The organism is Pseudomonas sp. BF-B-15, from assembly GCF_019946675.1.
Taxonomy (GTDB): domain Bacteria; phylum Pseudomonadota; class Gammaproteobacteria; order Pseudomonadales; family Pseudomonadaceae; genus Aquipseudomonas; species Aquipseudomonas migulae.
Map to the genome: position 1 here is coordinate 1 of NZ_JAGYFZ010000062.1, position 17,101 is coordinate 17,101.

General features: G+C 63.3%; 12 protein-coding genes. 6 read left to right on the plus strand and 6 right to left on the minus strand.

What is annotated here, in order from left to right; translation table 11 throughout:
* Positions 1-251: 251 nt before the first annotated feature.
* From KGA97_RS19305 to KGA97_RS19330, 6 genes are all read left to right on the plus strand, one after another.
* A complete protein-coding gene (locus tag KGA97_RS19305) occupies positions 252-1,451 on the plus strand; it encodes an LLM class flavin-dependent oxidoreductase (protein WP_223481294.1) in 1,200 nt (399 codons plus the stop codon).
* Between the two features lie 10 nt (positions 1,452-1,461).
* Positions 1,462-3,030, plus strand: coding sequence for an ABC transporter substrate-binding protein (locus tag KGA97_RS19310; protein ID WP_223481295.1), 1,569 nt, complete (start codon positions 1,462-1,464; stop codon positions 3,028-3,030).
* A complete protein-coding gene (locus KGA97_RS19315; RefSeq protein ID WP_223481296.1) occupies positions 3,023-4,084 on the plus strand; it encodes an ABC transporter permease in 1,062 nt (353 codons plus the stop codon). Before KGA97_RS19310 ends, KGA97_RS19315 begins: the two co-directional genes overlap by 8 nt.
* Before the next feature lie 10 nt (positions 4,085-4,094).
* Positions 4,095-4,940 carry an ABC transporter permease gene (locus KGA97_RS19320; protein WP_192229264.1) on the plus strand — a complete coding sequence of 282 codons (846 nt, stop codon included), beginning with the start codon at positions 4,095-4,097 and terminating at the stop codon, positions 4,938-4,940.
* A complete protein-coding gene (locus KGA97_RS19325) occupies positions 4,937-6,751 on the plus strand; it encodes a dipeptide ABC transporter ATP-binding protein (RefSeq protein ID WP_223481297.1) in 1,815 nt (604 codons plus the stop codon). The genes KGA97_RS19320 and KGA97_RS19325 overlap by 4 nt, the downstream gene beginning before the upstream one ends.
* A gap of 202 nt (positions 6,752-6,953) precedes the next feature.
* On the plus strand, positions 6,954-7,412 hold the full coding sequence (locus KGA97_RS19330; RefSeq protein WP_223481298.1) for an REP-associated tyrosine transposase: 459 nt from the start codon (positions 6,954-6,956) through the stop codon (positions 7,410-7,412).
* Between the two features lie 125 nt (positions 7,413-7,537).
* Here the strand turns inward: KGA97_RS19330 and KGA97_RS19335 are convergent, their stop codons facing one another.
* The 6 genes from KGA97_RS19335 to KGA97_RS19360 all read right to left on the minus strand — a co-directional run bounded on the left by KGA97_RS19335 (position 7,538) and on the right by KGA97_RS19360 (position 16,593).
* Positions 7,538-8,623, minus strand: a complete 1,086-nt coding sequence (locus KGA97_RS19335) for an LLM class flavin-dependent oxidoreductase (RefSeq protein WP_192417609.1) — start codon at positions 8,621-8,623, stop codon at positions 7,538-7,540.
* A 33-nt stretch (positions 8,624-8,656) separates the two neighbouring features.
* Positions 8,657-11,239, minus strand: a complete 2,583-nt coding sequence (locus tag KGA97_RS19340; RefSeq protein WP_223481299.1) for a TonB-dependent receptor plug domain-containing protein — start codon at positions 11,237-11,239, stop codon at positions 8,657-8,659.
* 224 nt (positions 11,240-11,463) lie between these two features.
* Positions 11,464-13,053, minus strand: coding sequence for an ABC transporter substrate-binding protein (locus KGA97_RS19345; protein ID WP_223481300.1), 1,590 nt, complete (start codon positions 13,051-13,053; stop codon positions 11,464-11,466).
* A 4-nt stretch (positions 13,054-13,057) separates the two neighbouring features.
* Positions 13,058-14,266, minus strand: coding sequence for an LLM class flavin-dependent oxidoreductase (locus tag KGA97_RS19350; protein ID WP_008042497.1), 1,209 nt, complete (start codon positions 14,264-14,266; stop codon positions 13,058-13,060).
* A gap of 15 nt (positions 14,267-14,281) precedes the next feature.
* Positions 14,282-15,505 carry a lipase family protein gene (locus KGA97_RS19355; protein WP_223481301.1) on the minus strand — a complete coding sequence of 408 codons (1,224 nt, stop codon included), beginning with the start codon at positions 15,503-15,505 and terminating at the stop codon, positions 14,282-14,284.
* A gap of 14 nt (positions 15,506-15,519) precedes the next feature.
* Positions 15,520-16,593: an ABC transporter substrate-binding protein gene (locus KGA97_RS19360; protein ID WP_223481302.1), complete on the minus strand. Its 1,074-nt coding sequence runs from the start codon at positions 16,591-16,593 to the stop codon at positions 15,520-15,522.
* Positions 16,594-17,101: the final 508 nt, after the last annotated feature.

Here is a 17,101-nt window from a genome sequence, read left to right on the forward strand (position 1 = left end):
AAGAGACAGGTAGGAGCCGGCTTGCTGGCGATAGCGCCCGAAAGATCGACGCAAGGTTCAAGGGCCCCATCGCCAGCAAGCCGGCTCCTACAAAGTTCGGCGTACACCGATTGGCCTGGACAAAACACAGAACCCCTGTAGGAGCCGGCTTGCCGGCGATGGCGCCCGAAACATCGGCGCAAAGCTCAAGGGCCTCATCGCCAGCAAGCCGGCTCCTACAGAGGTGCATTGCCCCTACAAGGAACACACCCATGGCTGTAAAAATTCTCTGGTACCTCACCACCCCCGACGGGCCTTATCCGTGGGAACCCGAAGGCCGCTGGACAACCGATTTCGAACATCTGAAACAACTTGCCGTGGCCAGCGACCGTCTCGGTTACTACGGTTCGCTGCTGGGCTCCAGCCCCAACGAAAGCCTCGCTGTCTCGGCCGCGCTGATTGATGCCACGAAACGCCTGCGCTTCCTGGTCGCGCAACACCCCGGCGAACTGTCGCCAGCCGTGTTGGCCAAGTGGGCGCTGACCTTCGATCAATTCTCCAACGGCCGCCTGCTGTTCAACGTGGTCAACGGCAATGACGCCGGCCTGGCCACCCTCGGCGTGCATTACCCCCACGACGAACGTTATGACTTCAGCCTCGAATACTGGCGTGCGTTCCAGAGCTTCTACGCCGGGGACACCTCGGGGTTCGACGGCCAGTACGTCAAGCTCGCCCCCCGTTCACCGGCTGCCGCGAGTCATCCGTTGGGTGGCTGGCATCCGCCGAAGCAAAAGCCTGGCATTCCACTGTGGGGCGCGGGCACGTCGGGGCCGGGTGTCGCGCACTCGGTGCAACTGCTCGACGTGTACCTGAGCTTCGCCAACACCCCGCCGAAACTCGGCGAGAAATTCCGCAAGGTCGCAGCAGAAGCCGCAAAAATCGGCCGTGAACTGACCTTCGGCACGCGCCTGCAAATCATCGTTCGCGAAACCGAGGAAGAGGCCTGGGCCCATGCCGAGAAACTCTTGCAACGTACCTCGCTGCAAACCGCGCGCACGGCCATCGAACGTCAATTGCCGCCCGGTGAAACCCTGGAGACCTTCCACAGCGACGATCCGCAGATCCAGCGCAACGTCGAGGCCATTCGCGCCGGCCGTTTGCCCAAGGCCCGGGACCTGGAGGTCTACCCGAACGTCTGGCTCGGCCCGAGCCTGTTCGGCTTCAACATCCTCGGCCCGGCAGCCGGCACTTACCTGGTGGGCAGCGCCGAGCAGGTCGCCGAGCGTATTCGCGAATACGAAGCGCAGGGCACATCGGCATTCATTCTGTCCGGTTTCCCGCTGATCGATGAAGCGCACCGGGTGGCCGACCTGCTGTTCCCGTTGCTCGATCTGGATCACGGTTTCGACGTGCCAAAACTGGGTGCCAGCACACCGGCACCACGGCGTGTAGCAGTGACCGAGCGAGTCTGAGGAGACAGCGATGAACGAATTTTCCCGTCGCCGGTTTCTCGGCAATGGCCTGGCGGTCAGTGGCGGCCTGTTGCTCGGCAGCAGCCTGCTCAGCGGATGCGACAGCGGGGCGCAGGTCAGCGGCGCGGCCGTGTTGTCCAGCACCCCGGTGCGCGGCGGTCGCTTGCGGGTCGGCATCATCGATGGCGATCAGTCGGGCAACCTCGACGCGCACAAACCGGTGGGCGGCGGGATCATTCGCGGCTGGGCGCTGTACAGCAAGTTCTGGGAATGGAACACCGACGTCAGCACGCGCCTGGCCCTGGCCGAGTTTGCCGAGCCGAACGCCGACGCCAGCGCCTGGACCATTCGCATCAAACCGGGCCTGGAGTTCCATCACGGCAAGAGCATCGGCGCCGATGACATGCTGTTCTCGATCCTGCGCCTGACCGATCCGAAACTGGCGTCGCCATTTGCCGGTCTGGTGGGCGCGATCGACCGCAATGCTTTGCGCAAACTGGATGCGCGCACCATCGAAATCCGCTTCAAGGAAGGCCAGAGCTTTTACCCGCTGGATGAAACCCTGATCAGTTTCGGCGGCATCGTCCCCACCGATTATGACCCCGTCAGCAACCCGGTCGGCGCCGGCCCTTACAAGCTCAAGAGTTTCATTCCCGGCCAGCGCTCGCTTTATCAGCGCTTCGAGAATTACTACAAACCCGGCCAACCCTATGCCGATGAACTGGAGATCATCGAGTTCAAGGACCAGGTGTCCCGCGCCGCCGCCCTGCGCGCCGGGCAGATTGACGTGGCCAGCGGCGTGCAAGCCGAACACAGCGCACTGCTCAAGGCCGACTCACGGCTGAGGTTGTACGCCTCGCCGAGCACCTCGTTCACCGGGTTCAATCTGAATGTGGCGAAGCAACCGTTTCAGGATCAGCGGGTGCGCCAGGCGTTCCGCTTGTTGGCCGACCGTCGCGAGTTGGTGGACCGTGGCCTCAACGGTTTCGGGCGCATCGCCAACGACCTGTATTCGCCCCACGACCCCACCTACAACCACAGCATTGCCCAGCGTCCCTACGACCTGGAACAGGCGCGTTCGCTGTTGCGCCAGGCCGGGCAGACCGACCTGCGGGTGGAGCTGACCACCACGCCGGGGCCGGGTGTCAACGCGGCGCTGGTGTTTGCGCAACAGGCGAAAAAGGCCGGGGTCGAGATCAAGGTCACCCAGGTCGATGGCTCGGTGTTCAACGGTCCGCAACGGGAAAACTGGCTGCTGTCGCCGGGCTCCACACCGGCCCGGGGCTTTCTCGCGTCGGCGCTGCACAACGATGCGCCACAGGCCATCTACAACCGCAGCAACTTCCACGATGAACGCTTCAGCGCGCTGTACCGCCAGGCGCTGGCGCAACCCGACCTTGAGCAACGCAAAGTGCTGGTGCACGAAGCGCAAGGCATTCAACACGAACGCGGTGGCTTGTTGATCTGGGGCTTCAACGATGTGCTGGACGCAGCATCGGTGCGGGTCGGCGGTTTGCATCCTGAACAGACCACATTTGCTTCTTGGCGTTTTGATGAATTGTGGGTGAACCATGCCTGAGCCTTCTTGCAAAGCACCCCGCACGCCAGCCTGGCTGTCGTGGTTTATCGGGCGCCTGGCTTACGGATTGCTGACGGCGTGGGTCATCAGCCTGGTGGTATTCATCGCCACGCAGGCGCTGCCCTCGGACCCGGCCCGGGTGATTCTCGGCCCCGACGCGCCGCTGGAAAGCATCCTCACCTTGCAACGCCAGTTGGGTCTGGACCGGCCGATTCTCGAACAGTACCTGCGCTGGCTCGGGCATGCCCTGAGCGGCGAACTCGGTGTGTCGCTCGACTCCAACGCGCCGGTCGGCAGCATTCTGTTCGGCCGTTTCGGCTACACCCTGGCGTTGCTCGCCGGGGTCATTGCGGTGGTGGTGCCGGCGGCGTTGTTGCTCGGCGTTTCCCTGGCGTTGCGCCGTGACAGTCGGCTGGATCGCTGGAGCCTGTCGCTGCTGATCTTCCTTAAAGCCACGCCGGGATTTCTGTTGGCCATCGGTCTGGTGCTGCTGTTTTCCATGCCGCACATGGACCTGTTGCCGGCGGTGTCGATCCTCGATCCGGACACGTCGTTGCTGCGCCAATTGCAGTTCCTGGTGTTGCCGGTGTTGGCCCTGAGCCTGTCGGCATTGCCGTACCTGGCGCGCATGGTGCGGGTATCGATGATCGAGGCGTTGGAGTCCGACTACGTAATCGCTGCGCGCCTGCGCGGCATTCCCGAGTGGCGCATTGTCTGGCGCCACACGTTGCCCAACGCACTGATCCCGGCGATTCAAGGCGTGGCGTTGACGCTGAGAACGCTGATTGGCGGCGCGCTGTTGGCCGAGGTGATTTTCAGTTACCCCGGCATCGGCACCTCGTTGAATTCGGCGATCCAGATGCGCGACTTGCCGATGGTCCAGGCCATCGTGCTGGTGATCACCCTCGGCGTGGTGTTGATCAACCTGCTCGCCGATCTGCTGACCGTGCTGCTTACGCCAAAACTGCGCACCGCCCGCCGCGTGACCATGATTCAGCGTAACCGCCGGGGCATTCAGCCGTGGTGGCGACGTTCCCCATCCAAGGCGCCTTGAGAGGTAAAACATGACTGACTCCCGACGTTCGCGCTGGCAGGTATGGCTGGCAGAACCGCAAACCCGCAAGGGCGCGCTGATCACTGCGCTGGTGGTGACACTGGCGTTGTCTGGCCCGTGGCTGGCGCCGCACAGCCCGACGGAAATGCTTGGTTCGGTGTACGGCGCACCGGTTGGCGCGGCATTACTGGGCTATGACTTTCTCGGGCACGACGTGGTGTCGCGCTTGCTCAGTGGCGGCCTCTCGGTGTTGTGGATGTCGGTGGCGGCGGCCTCGATTGCGCTGTTGACCGGTAGCACCCTGGGGTTGCTGGCGGGTTTTTCCCGGCGTCGGCTCGACCAATTGATTACCTGGCTGGCGGACGTGTCGCTGGCCTTTCCCGACCTGATTCTGGTGTTGTTGATCGTCTCCATGCTCGGTCGTGCGCCGTGGCTGATCGTGTTGACCGTGGCCATCGCCTTCACGCCCGGTGTGATCCGCCTGGCCCGTGGCAGTGCGGTGGCGGTGGCGGGGCAGGAGTTCGTCGAGGCCGCGCAGATGATGGGCTACTCGCGGCGGCGGATTCTGTTCAGGGAGATCCTGCCGAACATCCTCACGCCGCTGCTGGTGCATTTCGGCAACATGCTGACCTGGGGCGTCGGCATGCTCTCGGGCCTGAGTTTTCTCGGCTACGGCGTGGCGCCGCCGACCGCCGACTGGGGGCTGATGATCAATGAAAACCAGGCCGGTTTACTGGTGCAGCCGTGGGCGGTGCTGGCCCCGGCGATCCTGATCGGCATCTTCGCCTATGGCACCAATATCCTCGCTGAAGGCATCGGCCGCAGCAGTTCACGGATCGGAGAAAAACAGCCATGAATGCGATTGCCGGGATCGAGTCCCGCCCGTCGGTGAGCACTGCCGGGGTGTTGCAGGTGCGGGATTTGCGGGTCGAGTTGGCGGGACAGATTGACGTGCTGTCCGGGGTTTCGTTCAGCCTTGAGGCAGGCGAGATTCTGGGGTTGGTCGGCGAATCCGGCTCCGGCAAGACGACCCTGGCCACCGCGTTGCTCGCCCATGCCCGGCGCGGGGCGCGGATTGTCGGCGGGCAGGTCGAGGTGTCCGGTCATTCGCTGCTGACCTTGGAGGGCGAAGCGTTGCGCCGGGCCCGTGGCAGCCTAATCGGCTACGTCGCGCAGGACCCGGCGACGGCGCTGAATCCGGCGCTGCGCATCGGCAGTCTGCTGCGCGAAACCCTCGGTGCGCATCAGATTGAACTGGATCGTGCGGCGCAACAGCAGCGCATCGTCGATACCTTGCGTGATGTCGGTCTGCCGGACGACGCGGCGTTTTTGCGGCGCTTCCCCCATCAGCTCTCCGGTGGGCAGCAGCAACGGGTGATGCTGGCGCTGGCGTTTGTCCTGCGTCCGCAGTTGATCGTCCTCGATGAACCGACCACGGCGCTGGACGTCACTACTCAGGCGCACATCCTCGCGACCTTGCGCCGCTTGTGCAAAAGCCTCGGCGTGGCGGCGGTGTATGTGTCCCACGACCTTGCGGTGATCAAGGACCTGGTCGACCGGGTGATGGTGATGTATGCCGGGCGCATCGTCGAAGTCGCCGACCGTGAAGCGTTGTTCACGCGGCCGGCTCATCCGTACACCCGAGGCCTGCTGGCGGCGATTCCCGATGTGGCGCAACGTCGCGATTTGCAGGCGATCCCGGGGCATGCCCCGGCACCGGGGCAGCGACCGCACGGCTGTGCTTTCGCGCCTCGGTGTTCGCGTCGCACCGCCGAGTGCTCGCAGGCTGAGCCGGCCTTGCACGACCTGTCTTCAGCGCAGCGAGTGGCGTGTCTCGATCCGCATCTTCAGGCCTTGCAGCTAGTTGCCCAGGCGCCGGTGTCGGCTGTCGATGTGCCGGTGGAGCGGGCGCCGCTGCTGGAGATCAAAGACTTGAACGTGGCCTACGATCGACAGGTGTTGTTCGACGTTTCTCTGCGAGTGGCCGCCGGGGAATGCCTGGCGCTGGTGGGCGAATCCGGTTCCGGCAAGACCAGCCTGGCCCGGGCCATCGCCGGGCTCGGGGAAAACGCCGAGGGCGACTTGCACTATGCGGGTGTGCCGCTGAGCTTGTCGGCCCGCCGACGTGACGAGCGGCAACGGCACCAGATTCAGTACATTTTTCAGAACCCGTACCGGGCACTGAACCCGCGACAAACCGTTTACCAGACCCTGAGTGCGCCGCTGGAACACTTCTTCGGCATCAAGGGCAACGTTGCGCGCCAGCGCGTGGATGCGGTGCTCAAGCGGGTGTCGCTGCCGGCGTCGGTGGCCGATCTGTATCCGCACAGCCTGTCCGGCGGCGAGCGCCAGCGCGTGGCCATTGCCCGGGCGCTGGTGTGTGAGCCGAAACTGCTGATCTGCGATGAAATTACCTCGGCGCTGGACGTGTCGGTGCAGGCTTCGATCCTGGCGCTGTTGCGGCAATTGCAAATCGAAGGGCTGACCTTGTTGTTCGTCACCCACGACCTCGGCGTGGTTCGCGCGATTGCCGACCGGGTGTTGGTGCTGAAGCTGGGAAGGGTGGTGGAGCAGGGGGCGGTTGACGATGTGCTGGATCAGCCGCAGGCGGCGTATACGCGTACGTTGCTGGAGAATTCGCCGACGTTGGGCGGTGGATCTTTGTAGGCAGCTACCATCGCCATCGCCAGCAAGCCGGCTCCTACAGAGTATGTGTGTGTACGCAGAAATGTGGCGCGACACAAACCTGTAGGAGCCGGCTTGCTGGCGATGGCGATCGTCCAGACACATCCGGAACCGAATTCTGGCAACGGCCTCCCTCCTGCGCACTAGCCTTGTGTTTCTCCCAAAAACACAGGAGGGCAATGGAATGCCCGATCTTCCCCACGCCAACCATCTGCGCGCCGGGCGCTATTCCGAATCCGGTCAAATCTACCTGCTCACTGCCGTCACTCATAATCGTGATCCCGTCTTTGCCAATTGGCGTGCGGGACGCTTGGTGGTGGAACAGTTTCGCCAGGCACAGACCGAGGAATGGGCTGACTCACTGGCATGGGTGGTGATGCCCGACCATTTCCATTGGCTGGTCGAATTGAAGAACAGCACATTGCCGGCGTTGATGCTGGCGACCAAATCGCGCAGTGCCAGGGCGGTGAATGCACGTCTGCAACGCAGGGGGGCGCTTTGGCAAAGAGGCTTTCACGATCGGGCGATTCGTCGGGAGGAGGATTTGTTGGCGGTGGCGCGTTATGTCATTGCCAACCCCATACGTGCAGGCCTCGTTAGACGCGTACACGATTATCCGTTGTGGGATGCAAAATGGCTGTAGGCGGGATAATAGGTCGAGAATGTTACGCCGCCATCGCCAGCAAGCCGGCTCCTACAGGGGATCGCATTTCAAACTGTAGGAGCCGGCTTGCTGCGGGCGGCGTTCCGACGATTCGATGGTGAACGTTACGCCACCCGCGCCTTGCGCCGCCGTGCTTCCTCGCGCACCGCCGGGATGATCCAGCGGCCGTAATCGACGGTGTCGTACAACGGGTCATAACCACGATTGAGGAAGGTGGTCACACCCAGGTCGACGTAGTCGAGCAACGCCTGGGCCACGGTTTCCGGGGTGCCGACCAGGGCGGTGGTGTCGCCGTAGGCGCCGACGGCGGTGGCGGTGGGCATCCACAGGGCGCGGTCGTGACGATCACCTTGTGCCGCAGCGGCGAGCAAGCGTTCGGAGCCGGTGCCCTTGATGCGTTTTTGCCAGGGGCTGCCGGCGGCGAACTGTGGATTGGCCTTGATCTGTTCCAGAATCTGCTCCGCCCGCTGCCACGCCAATTCTTCAGTCGCCCCCAGAATCAAGCGCACGGACAGGCTCACCCGTGGCGCTTCCACGCCCGCCGCACTTGCCGCCGCGCGCAGTTTGCCGATCTGTTCGGCGACGCCGCTCAGCGGTTCGCCCCACAGCGCATATAGGTCCGCGTGTTTCACCGCGATCTGATAGGCAATGTCCGACGACCCGCCAAAGGAAATCGGAATGTGCGGCTGCTGCAATGGCTTGACCGGCGAGAAGGCGCCCTTGATGTTGAAATACTGCCCTTCGAAGTCGAACGGTTCTTCAGCCGTCCAGGTGCGTCGGACGATCTCCAGGTATTCATCGGTGCGCTTGTAGCGTTCGGTCTTGTCCAGCAGGAAGTCGCCTTCCTGGGGTTCGGCGGTGATGCCGGTAATCGCATGCAGGCGAATCCGCCCGCCGCCGGTGGTGTGATCGAGCGTCGCGAAGGCTCGGGCAGCGGCGGTGGGGGCGTTCAATGCCGGACGATGGGCGATCATGAAACCCAGGCGCTCGGTGTGCGCCGCCGCGTAGGCCGCAATCTGCAAACTGTCCGCGCTGCCCGGGCCGCTGGCGATCAGCACCCGGTCGAAGCCTGCGTGTTCATGGGCGCGGGCGTGGTGGCGGATAAAGTCCAGATCGAAATCCGCGCTGCGAATGCCACGGGTCTCGGACCACTGGCGGGGGAAAATCATGCCGACAAATTCAATGGACATGGAACACTCCTGATAGCGATAGGTGCCGCTGCGTTAAAACTGGTAATCCACCTGGGCCAGCAACGTACGGCCAGGCATGGGTTGCAAAAAGGTGTTGGTCGAACCGGCCAGGCCACTGACGAAGTTCAGCTCGTTGGTCAGGTTGAGCACCCGCAACGTGGTGCTCCATTGCGGCTGGCGGTAATACACCGCGAGGTCGAGGTTGTACTCGTCGGGGATTTTCACGGTCTTGCTCAGGTTCAAATACCAGCTGCTGGTCCACCAGCCGGACAGCTCGGCGCCGAAACCCGAGTCGAAGCGGTAGTCGACATAACCGCTGGCGGTGTACTCGGGAATCTGCACCGCGTCGAAGCGCCCGGACGGCCGCTGATTGAGGCTGTTGTTGTCGCCGAACACCGTGCCGTTGTCGGGCACAAACCCGGCCGAGGCGAAACCGGCCTGTGAGGCAAACTCGTTGTAGGCGCTGAGTTTTGACAGGTTGAGGCCGCTGCGCAGGTGATTGTCCGGCTGGTAGCGAAGGGTCGATTCCACGCCCTTGATCACCAGTCGGGCAATGTTGTTATTGCTGTCGGGCGATTGATCCCGCGCCTGCTTGAACGCGGCCAGGGTCATGAACAGTTCGTTGGGCACCGCTTCGACTTTCAGCCCGACTTCGTGCAACACGCTGAGGCTCTGGAAGGCCAGCGGGTTGAGCTGATTGGCACCGGCGCCGCTGCCCCAGCCGAGGCCGTTGGAGAAGAACCCGGTATTGACCGCCAATGAGCGATCGAAGGTGTAATACAGCGTGCTGTTTTCGGTCGGTTTGACGTACGGGCTGACCTGAAACGCGAACAGCCGATAATTGTCGCTGTCCTTGCGCGGATTGCCGCCGGCCAGCACGAACGGGTTCTCGATTTCAGCGTCGATCCAGCTGCGGCTGGCGCCAATGTTCAGACCGACGCTGTCACCGAATCGCAGGTTGTGCTGGCTGAACAGGGTCTTGGTGGTCCAGGTGCTTTCGGCGGTGTAGGGCGCCACCGACTCGGCGTATAAACCGTGGCCCGCCGGGTACATCGCCGGCAGATTCAGCCAGCCGTAGTAGTTGGAGAATTGCGCCACACCGGGCTGGCCGATCCACGCGCCATTGCCGCCGGCGGGGTTGGAGCCGGTCAGGCCCAGCAAAGTGCCGGGATTCTTGCCCGACGGGTCCTGGGTCAAGTCATAGGCGTTGATGGTCGAGCCGAAATTGTTGTTGGCGGCGATCGACTGGTTGAACTCGCGGCGGTAGATCACCCCGGTGTTGCTGTCATCGCGCAGGGTCAAGCCGCCGAGCTGCACTTCGTTGCGCGAGCGGAATTCGAAGCGGTTATCGAACAGGTTGTCCTTGGACTGCACCTGGAAAGAACCGACCGCATCGGTCATGTCTTTGGAGCGCTGGTAGAAGGTGCTGTTGGCCAGGGTGATGGTCGGTGTCAGGTCGGCTTCGACCCGCAGCTGTGTGGTGAAGCGCCGCGAGCTGTTTTCATCCTCGTCGCGCTGACCGGTTTGTGACGACAGGCTGGTCAGGCCATTGCCCGTCAACGTCGGGTCATACACCCAGCCGCGCAAACTGCCGGGGTTGCTTTGGGTGTTGGGCGAGGCCGTCTGGAAGCTGCCGTTGACCACGCTGTATTGACCCTGTGCGTTGCGCTGGCGTTTGACCCAGCCGAGGGTCGGCGCATCGGCCGCGCCGGAGGCCAGCACCGGCGACCACAGGGTGTTGCCGTTCTGGATGATCGGCGTGGCGCGTCCGGCGTAATACTTGCCGCTGTCCACCAGTTCCTGGTTGGCGCGGTTCCAGCCGTGGGTGATGTTGTAGTCGTAGTAATTGTCGTAGCTGGCGTTCCAGTCGACCCGCACCGTGTCGTTGCGCCAGGCGAGGGCGCCGTAGAACGCGTCGAAGTTGTTGTCGACGTTGTCGTAGAAGTCTTCCTGGCGCTGCTTGGTGATGCTCAAGCGATAGGCGAGGTTGTCAGTCAGCGGCCCGGTGTTGTCGATGCTGAATTTACTGGAATCGCGGGATTCACCGTCCGGCACCCAGGCGCCCAGTTCGCCGCTGAGTTTGGTTTTGAATTCGTTGAAATTGGGCTTCTTGCTCAGGTAATTGACGTAGCCGCCACTGCCCGACACCGAACCGTAGGTCACCGAGGACGGGCCGGCGACGATGTCGGCGCCTTCGTAGGCGTTGAAGTTGGCCGGGTGGCGCACGCCGTATGCGCGTTGCCCGTCCTGGAACACTTCGGAACCCTGGGCGCGGAACTGCGGGGCGAGGCCGGCGTTCTGGCCGCCGCCGCGAGTAATGCCGGGGGCGTATTTCACCAGGTCATCGGCGCTGCGGATCGAGTCGTTGGCCAGTTGCTCGGCGTTGATCTGGGTGATGGAGCGCGGTGTGTCGAGCACCTTGGTTTCGATGCCGCCGTAGACGGATGTGGGTGGCCGGGTGGGCAGCGCGTCATCGTCGGACTCGCTGGCACTCGCCTGGACGGTGACGGTTTGCAGTTGGGTGTCGGCGGCGAAGGTCGGCATCGACAGGGTAGAAACCATGACCAACGCCAGGGCGTGGCCAGAAGCGGGACGAACGGAGCCGATAGAGGGCATGAAAATGTGCCTCGATAGATAAATTTATGGAATTGCCTAAACACAATTCGACTGACACTCCACCGACTCTGTAGGAGCCAGCTTGCTGGCGATGGCGGCCGTTATGACGCTATCGCCAGCAAGCTGGCTCCTACAGGTCCGTGTGGCATCAGGTGGACCACGCCGCATGATTCGCCGGGGTGTCAGGCAGGCCGTTTCGTGTCAATCGCCAGCGCTGGTGCGGATCAGGCGGTGTCTTTCAACCAGAGCTTTTCAAACCGCCAGGTGCTGAACAGCGACTCTTCCGCCGCCGCGCCGCCTACGCGGTTGGCCACGCTGTCGAGCAGGTCGGCGTAGCCCCAGATCAGCATGCCGCCGCGTTCGTACTGGATCTGTTGAACCTGATGCACCAACGCTTTGCGTTTCTCCAGATCGGGCTGGGCCATGGCTGCCAGAAACAGCTCGCTGAACTGTGCATCCTTGAAGTGCGTCTTGTTGGCCACGGCAAACGGCGCGTCGGTGTGGATCGCACTGGCCAGGAACGGCGCGCCGATGCTGCCGCCGGTGCTCAAGGTCCAGTCGGTGCGCAGCGGTCCCTGGAACGTGGCCAGGTCCACTTGCTTGACCTTGAGCGTGACGCCAATGCGCTTGGCCTGTTCGGCCAGCACCAGCGCCGACGTCAGCCCCGGCCCCGGCGTGGTCACCAGTTCCAGTTCAAGGTTTTCGTAGCCCGCCTCCTTGAGCAATTGCGCCGCACGCTGCGGATCGTGGGGACGCGGCCCGAGCGTGTGGTTGAAGGTCGGATCGCTCGGCGCATACAGGTCGTTGGCCACGCGGCCCTGACCGTTGAGCGCCCGGCGCACCAGTTCTTCGCGATCCGCCAGCAGGCGAAAGGCCTCGCGCACCCGTGGATCGTTGAACGGTGGCTTGTCGAGGTTCATGTCGAACGACAACCAGTTGCCGGTCACCGATTTCAGCACCTTGAGCCGAGGGTCGTGCTGCAGCACTTCCAGCTGTTCGGTGGGCATCACGTTGGCCATGTCGATCTGCCCGGAACGCAGGGCCGCCAAGCGCGAAACCTGATCCTTGAAGTCGATGATTTCCAGTTCGTCAGCGTAGGGTTTGCCGTCCTTGTAGTAGTTCTCGAAGCGGGTGAACAGCGAGCGCTGGCCGGGGGTGAAGCTTTTCAGTTTGTAGGGGCCCGCGCCCACGGGATTGCTCACCGGGTGATAGTCCACCGGCACGATGCCACCGAAGTTGACCCAGGTTTCCGCCAGCGGCATATAGCTGCGGCCTTCACGGAAGTTCAGGCGCACGGTGCGCGAGTCAAGCTTGACCAGATTGTCGCGGTCCACCCAGTGCAACAGCGCGGCATAGGGCGAGGCCAGTTGCGGGTCGGTGAGGCGGCGGATCGAGAAGATCAGGTCATCGGCATCGATGGTCTTGCCATGGTGGAATTCCAGCCCGGGGCGCAGGCGCAATGTCCAGCTGCTGGCGTCGGCATTCGGCTCGGCGAACTCGGCGAGGGCCAGGCGCGGCTGCATCTGCTCATCCCATTCCCACAGCTTGCTGTACAGCGCAAAGCCGCGAACGATGCCGCTGCCGATGGGTTTGTGCGCATCGAGGTTGCCGCTCTGGTTGCCGTCGAGAATCCCCAGGCGCAGGCGTCCGCCATAACGCGGCTGATCGTCGGCAGTGGCAATCGCCGCCGCCGTTTTTTCGCCGCTCGGGCCACACCCGGCGAGCAGGCCGCCACAGAGCAGCAAACCGCCGCCGAGCAGTGCGCTGTGACCGAGAAAATCCCGGCGACTGAACAATGAATGATCCTCGCTCATGGCATCAGGCTCCGGCCGGGCCGTTGGCGGAACGCAGTTCCAGCGGCGCCGGCAGCGGGCGGCTCAGTTCGGCGCGTTCGCCGCGAAAGTGCGGCAGGATGTGCTCGCCCAGGCGATAGGCTTCTTCCAGATGCGGGTAACCGGCGAGGAAGAACAGGTCGATGCCGATAGCGTTGTACTCGCGAATCCGCGCCACGACATTTTCGTAGCTGCCCACCAACGCGCAGCCCGGCGGAATGCCGATGTAGCCGAAGCCGGTCCACACATTCGGGTGGATGAAAAAGTCATCGAAACTCTGGGTTTCCGTCTTCTGCGCGAACTCGTTTTCATAGCTGAGTTTGCGCGCGGTGCGCAGCCCGGCATGCGCAGCCACGGCCTTGACCGCGCCCCTGGCGATGCCTTCATCGAAGAAGCGCCTGGCTTCGGTGCGGGCCAGTTCCTCGGTCTCGCGGGTGATGACGTCAATCGACAAACCGAAGCGAATGTCGCTGCGCCCGTACTTCAGCGCGCGCTCGCGAATGTCGGCGATCAGCGCGGCAATCTCGTTCGGGTGCTCGGCGCGCATCAGGTAGAAATCAGCGTGTTTGGCGGCAAATTCCCGGGCGGGAATCGACGAGCCGGCGGTGCAGATCAGCGGCAGTTCGGCTTTCTTCAACGGCCCGCGCAGGCCACCACCCTCGGCCTTGTAGAATTTGCCCTCGTAGTGGAAATTCTCGTTGTGCCAGTAACCCTTGACCACGTCCATGAACTCGATGGCGCGCTCATAACGTTCATCGTGATCACTGAAATCGCCGACCTGACGCTGAATCGCATCCGAACCGCCATTGATGATGTTCCACACCAGCCGGTTGCCGGTCGCCCGTTGATAGGTCGCGGCCTGCTGCACCGCCACCCACGGCGTGTAGTGGTAGGGCTGGAACGCGGTGACGAATTTCAGCGTGCGGGTTTCCCGGGCCAGCAGCGAGCAGACCGTCCACGGTTCCTCGCCGGAGGGCGCGTTGACCATCAGCGCACCGCCGAAACCGTTGATCTCGGCAGCCTTGGCGATCTGCCCGAGGTAGTCGATGTAGGTGAAGTGATCGCCGACGCTGAACCCCGAGACGGCGCCGGTGCTCGGGCCGCCACGGTGCCAGTCGCCACGGTTGCGCGGGTCGCCGGGGAGGAATTGGGTTTCGCCATGCAGGGGCAGGCGGGTGAAGAATTCAATACTCATGTCGAAGGCTCCGTCTTACTGCACGCTGGGGCTGCAGATCGGGGTGATGGGCTGGTCGTTGATGACCTTGTGCGCGAACGGCACCGAGTCCTTGAGCGAGGCGTTGACCGTTTCGCTGTGGCCCAGCCCTTTGTAGAGGTGGCCTTCAACCACCGAGCCGGTCTTGCAGGCGTCCTGCATCAGCGCGACTTGCGTCGAGGCGGCCGGGGTTTTGTCTTCGGCGCCGGTGCCGATGAAGATCGGCTGGGCCAGCTTCAGCGTCGGGTAGGAGACCTGTTTTTGCCACGCCGCGAGCTGGTCGCCCTTGTAGTCTTTCTTGGCATTGGCCGGGGTCAGGCCGACGCCGACCACATCGCTGACCAGCGCTGCCAGGCAACTGGTACGCGCCTGTTCGAACAGCGGCAGGGCCTTGTCGGTATAGAAATCCTTGGGGTTGATGCTTGGGTCGTATTGCTGGGCCGCGAGCAGGGTGTAGAAGCCGTAGGCGAGGGATGCATCGACTTTGTTGACGTCCTGTTCGCCAACGTTTTTCGCGCCGACGGTATAGATCACGCCGGTGCCGATGCTGCCTTTGACGCCGAGGTCCGGCGCGTAGGTCGGGGCATAGGCCGCCGAGGCGAAGGCGCCCGCGCCACCCTGGGACTGACCGACGATCAGCACTTTGTTGGCCAGCCCCGGAACGCCCGCAACCACGGCTTTTGCCGCGTCGAGAATGCCGTAGGCGGCCATGCGATTGTTCAGCAGCGGGTGACCGCCGGGGACGCCGAGGCCCTGATAGTCGGTGGCGACGATGGCATAACCTTCATCCAGCCAGCGGCTGAGGTATTGCACGTCACGGTAGGAGCGACCTTGCCAGGACGGCGCGCACACATCGGCCACACCGACCGTGCCATGCCCCCAGCTGGCAACCGGCCAACCACCGGCGGGCGCCTTGCCTTTGGGCAGGAACAACGTGCCGGAGACCACGATCGGCGACTTGTTGTCGATGCCGTCGGTGGAGGTGTAGAGAATCCGCTGCGCACTGGCGGCGTTGGGCAGGCTCAGGGTTTTTTCCAGCGGCTCGCTGCGCAGCAGTTTGCCTGGCGTGGCCGGGATCACCTCTTGCCAGGTGTAGAACGCCGAGACGCGGCCATCGCCTTGTTGCGGGTCGGGTTTGGGGGCGTGGGCACCGGCGGCCATGGCACTCATGGACAGCGCCAGGACGCTCAGACCGAAAACGAATTGTTGCGGCAGTTTCATCTGGATTTCCCTATTCATGGATTGTTGCTGACCTGGCCGCGCAGGGCCGGCCAGTAGTCGGTGAGTTTCAGATCGATCAGCGCCTGGTTGGTGAAACCGGTGGCCAGCGAAGGGGTGATGTCGTAGGTGTCGCGAATCAGGTGGTTGGCCAGCGCATAGGCGGTGAGTGCCTGATAGTGGGCCTTGAGTTGCTGGTCGCTTTTCGGCGCCCAGCGGTCTTTCCAGACCACGGGATCGTTCTGGTCGTCGCGGCGCAGCACGCTTTCAGCGGTGCCGGCGCGGGAGGAGAGTTCGTAGTAGGCGTCCTGGTTTTTTTCCTGGGAGATCCACCAGGCGGCTTTGATCCAGGCGGTCGCCAGCAGTTGAGTAATGTCCGGGTGCTGCGCGACAAAACTGTCGGTGCCCCAGAGGTCGGAGACCAGACGCCAGTCGTTGGCGCCTTGCTTGGTCGACCAGATGATCTTGCCGACGCCTTTGTCTTCCAGCGCATAGGCTTCGCTGAGCAATACGGCCGCATCGACTTTGCCGGCGGACACCGCTGCGGCGCCGACTTGCGGATTGAGGTTGGCGATCTTGAAATCGTCGAGCTTCAGGCCCTTGCTGGCGAGGAAGTTGCTGAACGCGAACTCCCACGGACGACCGCGATGCAGGGCCAGGCGTTTACCCTTGAGGTCGTCGATGCTGTTGGCGCTGGAACCGGCGGGCACCACCAGATAGATGTTGTTGCCGCTGCCACCGGGCACGATCAGCTTGCCCGGCACACCGCCAGCCCCGGCAATGACGGAAGGCAGGTCGCCGCGCACGGCAAAGTCGATGCTGTTGTTGCTGAAGCCTTCGTTGATCTGCGGTCCGGCACCGGCGTGGGGCAGGGCGATCCAGTCGAGCTTCACACCGCGCTGCGCCAGCTGCTGTTCCAGCCAACCGTCCTCGATCACCCGCCCGGCGATCCCGCCGAATACCGGTTTGCCACCCTGCGTATACGCGACGATAGCGATCTTCACCGACGCCGGTGCCTGTCCGGCCAGCGCCGTGGCACTGAGCAGAAACCCGGTCAAGGCGACCAGGCTGTTGCGCCAGAAACGTTTCATTTAACTCTCCCTAAATGGCTATTGGCGAAACACGGTCTTTGTAGGAGCCGGCTTGCTGGCGATCTGGCCTTCAAACCTTGCGGCGTTTCTGCGGACGCCATCGCCGGCAAGCCGGCTCCTACAGGGTTTTGCGGTGTGCTCACGTTCCAGCGTTGTGAACCCAATCCTTGTAGGAGCCGGCTTGCCGGCGATGGGGCCTTCAAACCTTGCGGCGTTTCTGCGGACGCCATCGCCGGCAAGCCAGCTCCTACAGGGTTTTGCGGTGTGCTCACGTTCCAGCGTTGTGAACCCAATCCTTGTAGGAGCCGGCTTGCCGGCGATGAGGCCTTCAAGCCTGGCGGCGTTTTTGCCGACGCCATCGCCAGCAAGCCGGCTCCTACAGGGGGATTGCGGCGCACCTCTTTTCCAGCGTTGTGAACACAATCCTTGTAGGAGCCGGCTTGCCGGCGATGGGGCCTTCAAACCTTGCGACGTTTCTGAGGGCGCCATCGCCAGCAAGCCAGCTCCT

Excerpts from the sequence above, each read along its gene's own strand:
- KGA97_RS19350 (WP_008042497.1), bottom strand. The coding sequence starts at position 14,266 with ATGAGTATTGAATTCTTCACCCGCCTGCCCCTGCATGGCGAAACCCAA.
- KGA97_RS19340 (WP_223481299.1), bottom strand. The coding sequence starts at position 11,239 with ATGCCCTCTATCGGCTCCGTTCGTCCCGCTTCTGGCCACGCCCTGGCG.
- KGA97_RS19360 (WP_223481302.1), bottom strand. The coding sequence starts at position 16,593 with ATGAAACGTTTCTGGCGCAACAGCCTGGTCGCCTTGACCGGGTTTCTG.
- KGA97_RS19320 (WP_192229264.1), top strand. The coding sequence starts at position 4,095 with ATGACTGACTCCCGACGTTCGCGCTGGCAGGTATGGCTGGCAGAACCG.
- KGA97_RS19330 (WP_223481298.1), top strand. The coding sequence starts at position 6,954 with ATGCCCGATCTTCCCCACGCCAACCATCTGCGCGCCGGGCGCTATTCC.
- KGA97_RS19315 (WP_223481296.1), top strand. The coding sequence starts at position 3,023 with ATGCCTGAGCCTTCTTGCAAAGCACCCCGCACGCCAGCCTGGCTGTCG.
- KGA97_RS19325 (WP_223481297.1), top strand. The coding sequence starts at position 4,937 with ATGAATGCGATTGCCGGGATCGAGTCCCGCCCGTCGGTGAGCACTGCC.
- KGA97_RS19305 (WP_223481294.1), top strand. The coding sequence starts at position 252 with ATGGCTGTAAAAATTCTCTGGTACCTCACCACCCCCGACGGGCCTTAT.
- KGA97_RS19310 (WP_223481295.1), top strand. The coding sequence starts at position 1,462 with ATGAACGAATTTTCCCGTCGCCGGTTTCTCGGCAATGGCCTGGCGGTC.
- KGA97_RS19355 (WP_223481301.1), bottom strand. The coding sequence starts at position 15,505 with ATGAAACTGCCGCAACAATTCGTTTTCGGTCTGAGCGTCCTGGCGCTG.
- KGA97_RS19335 (WP_192417609.1), bottom strand. The coding sequence starts at position 8,623 with ATGTCCATTGAATTTGTCGGCATGATTTTCCCCCGCCAGTGGTCCGAG.
- KGA97_RS19345 (WP_223481300.1), bottom strand. The coding sequence starts at position 13,053 with ATGAGCGAGGATCATTCATTGTTCAGTCGCCGGGATTTTCTCGGTCAC.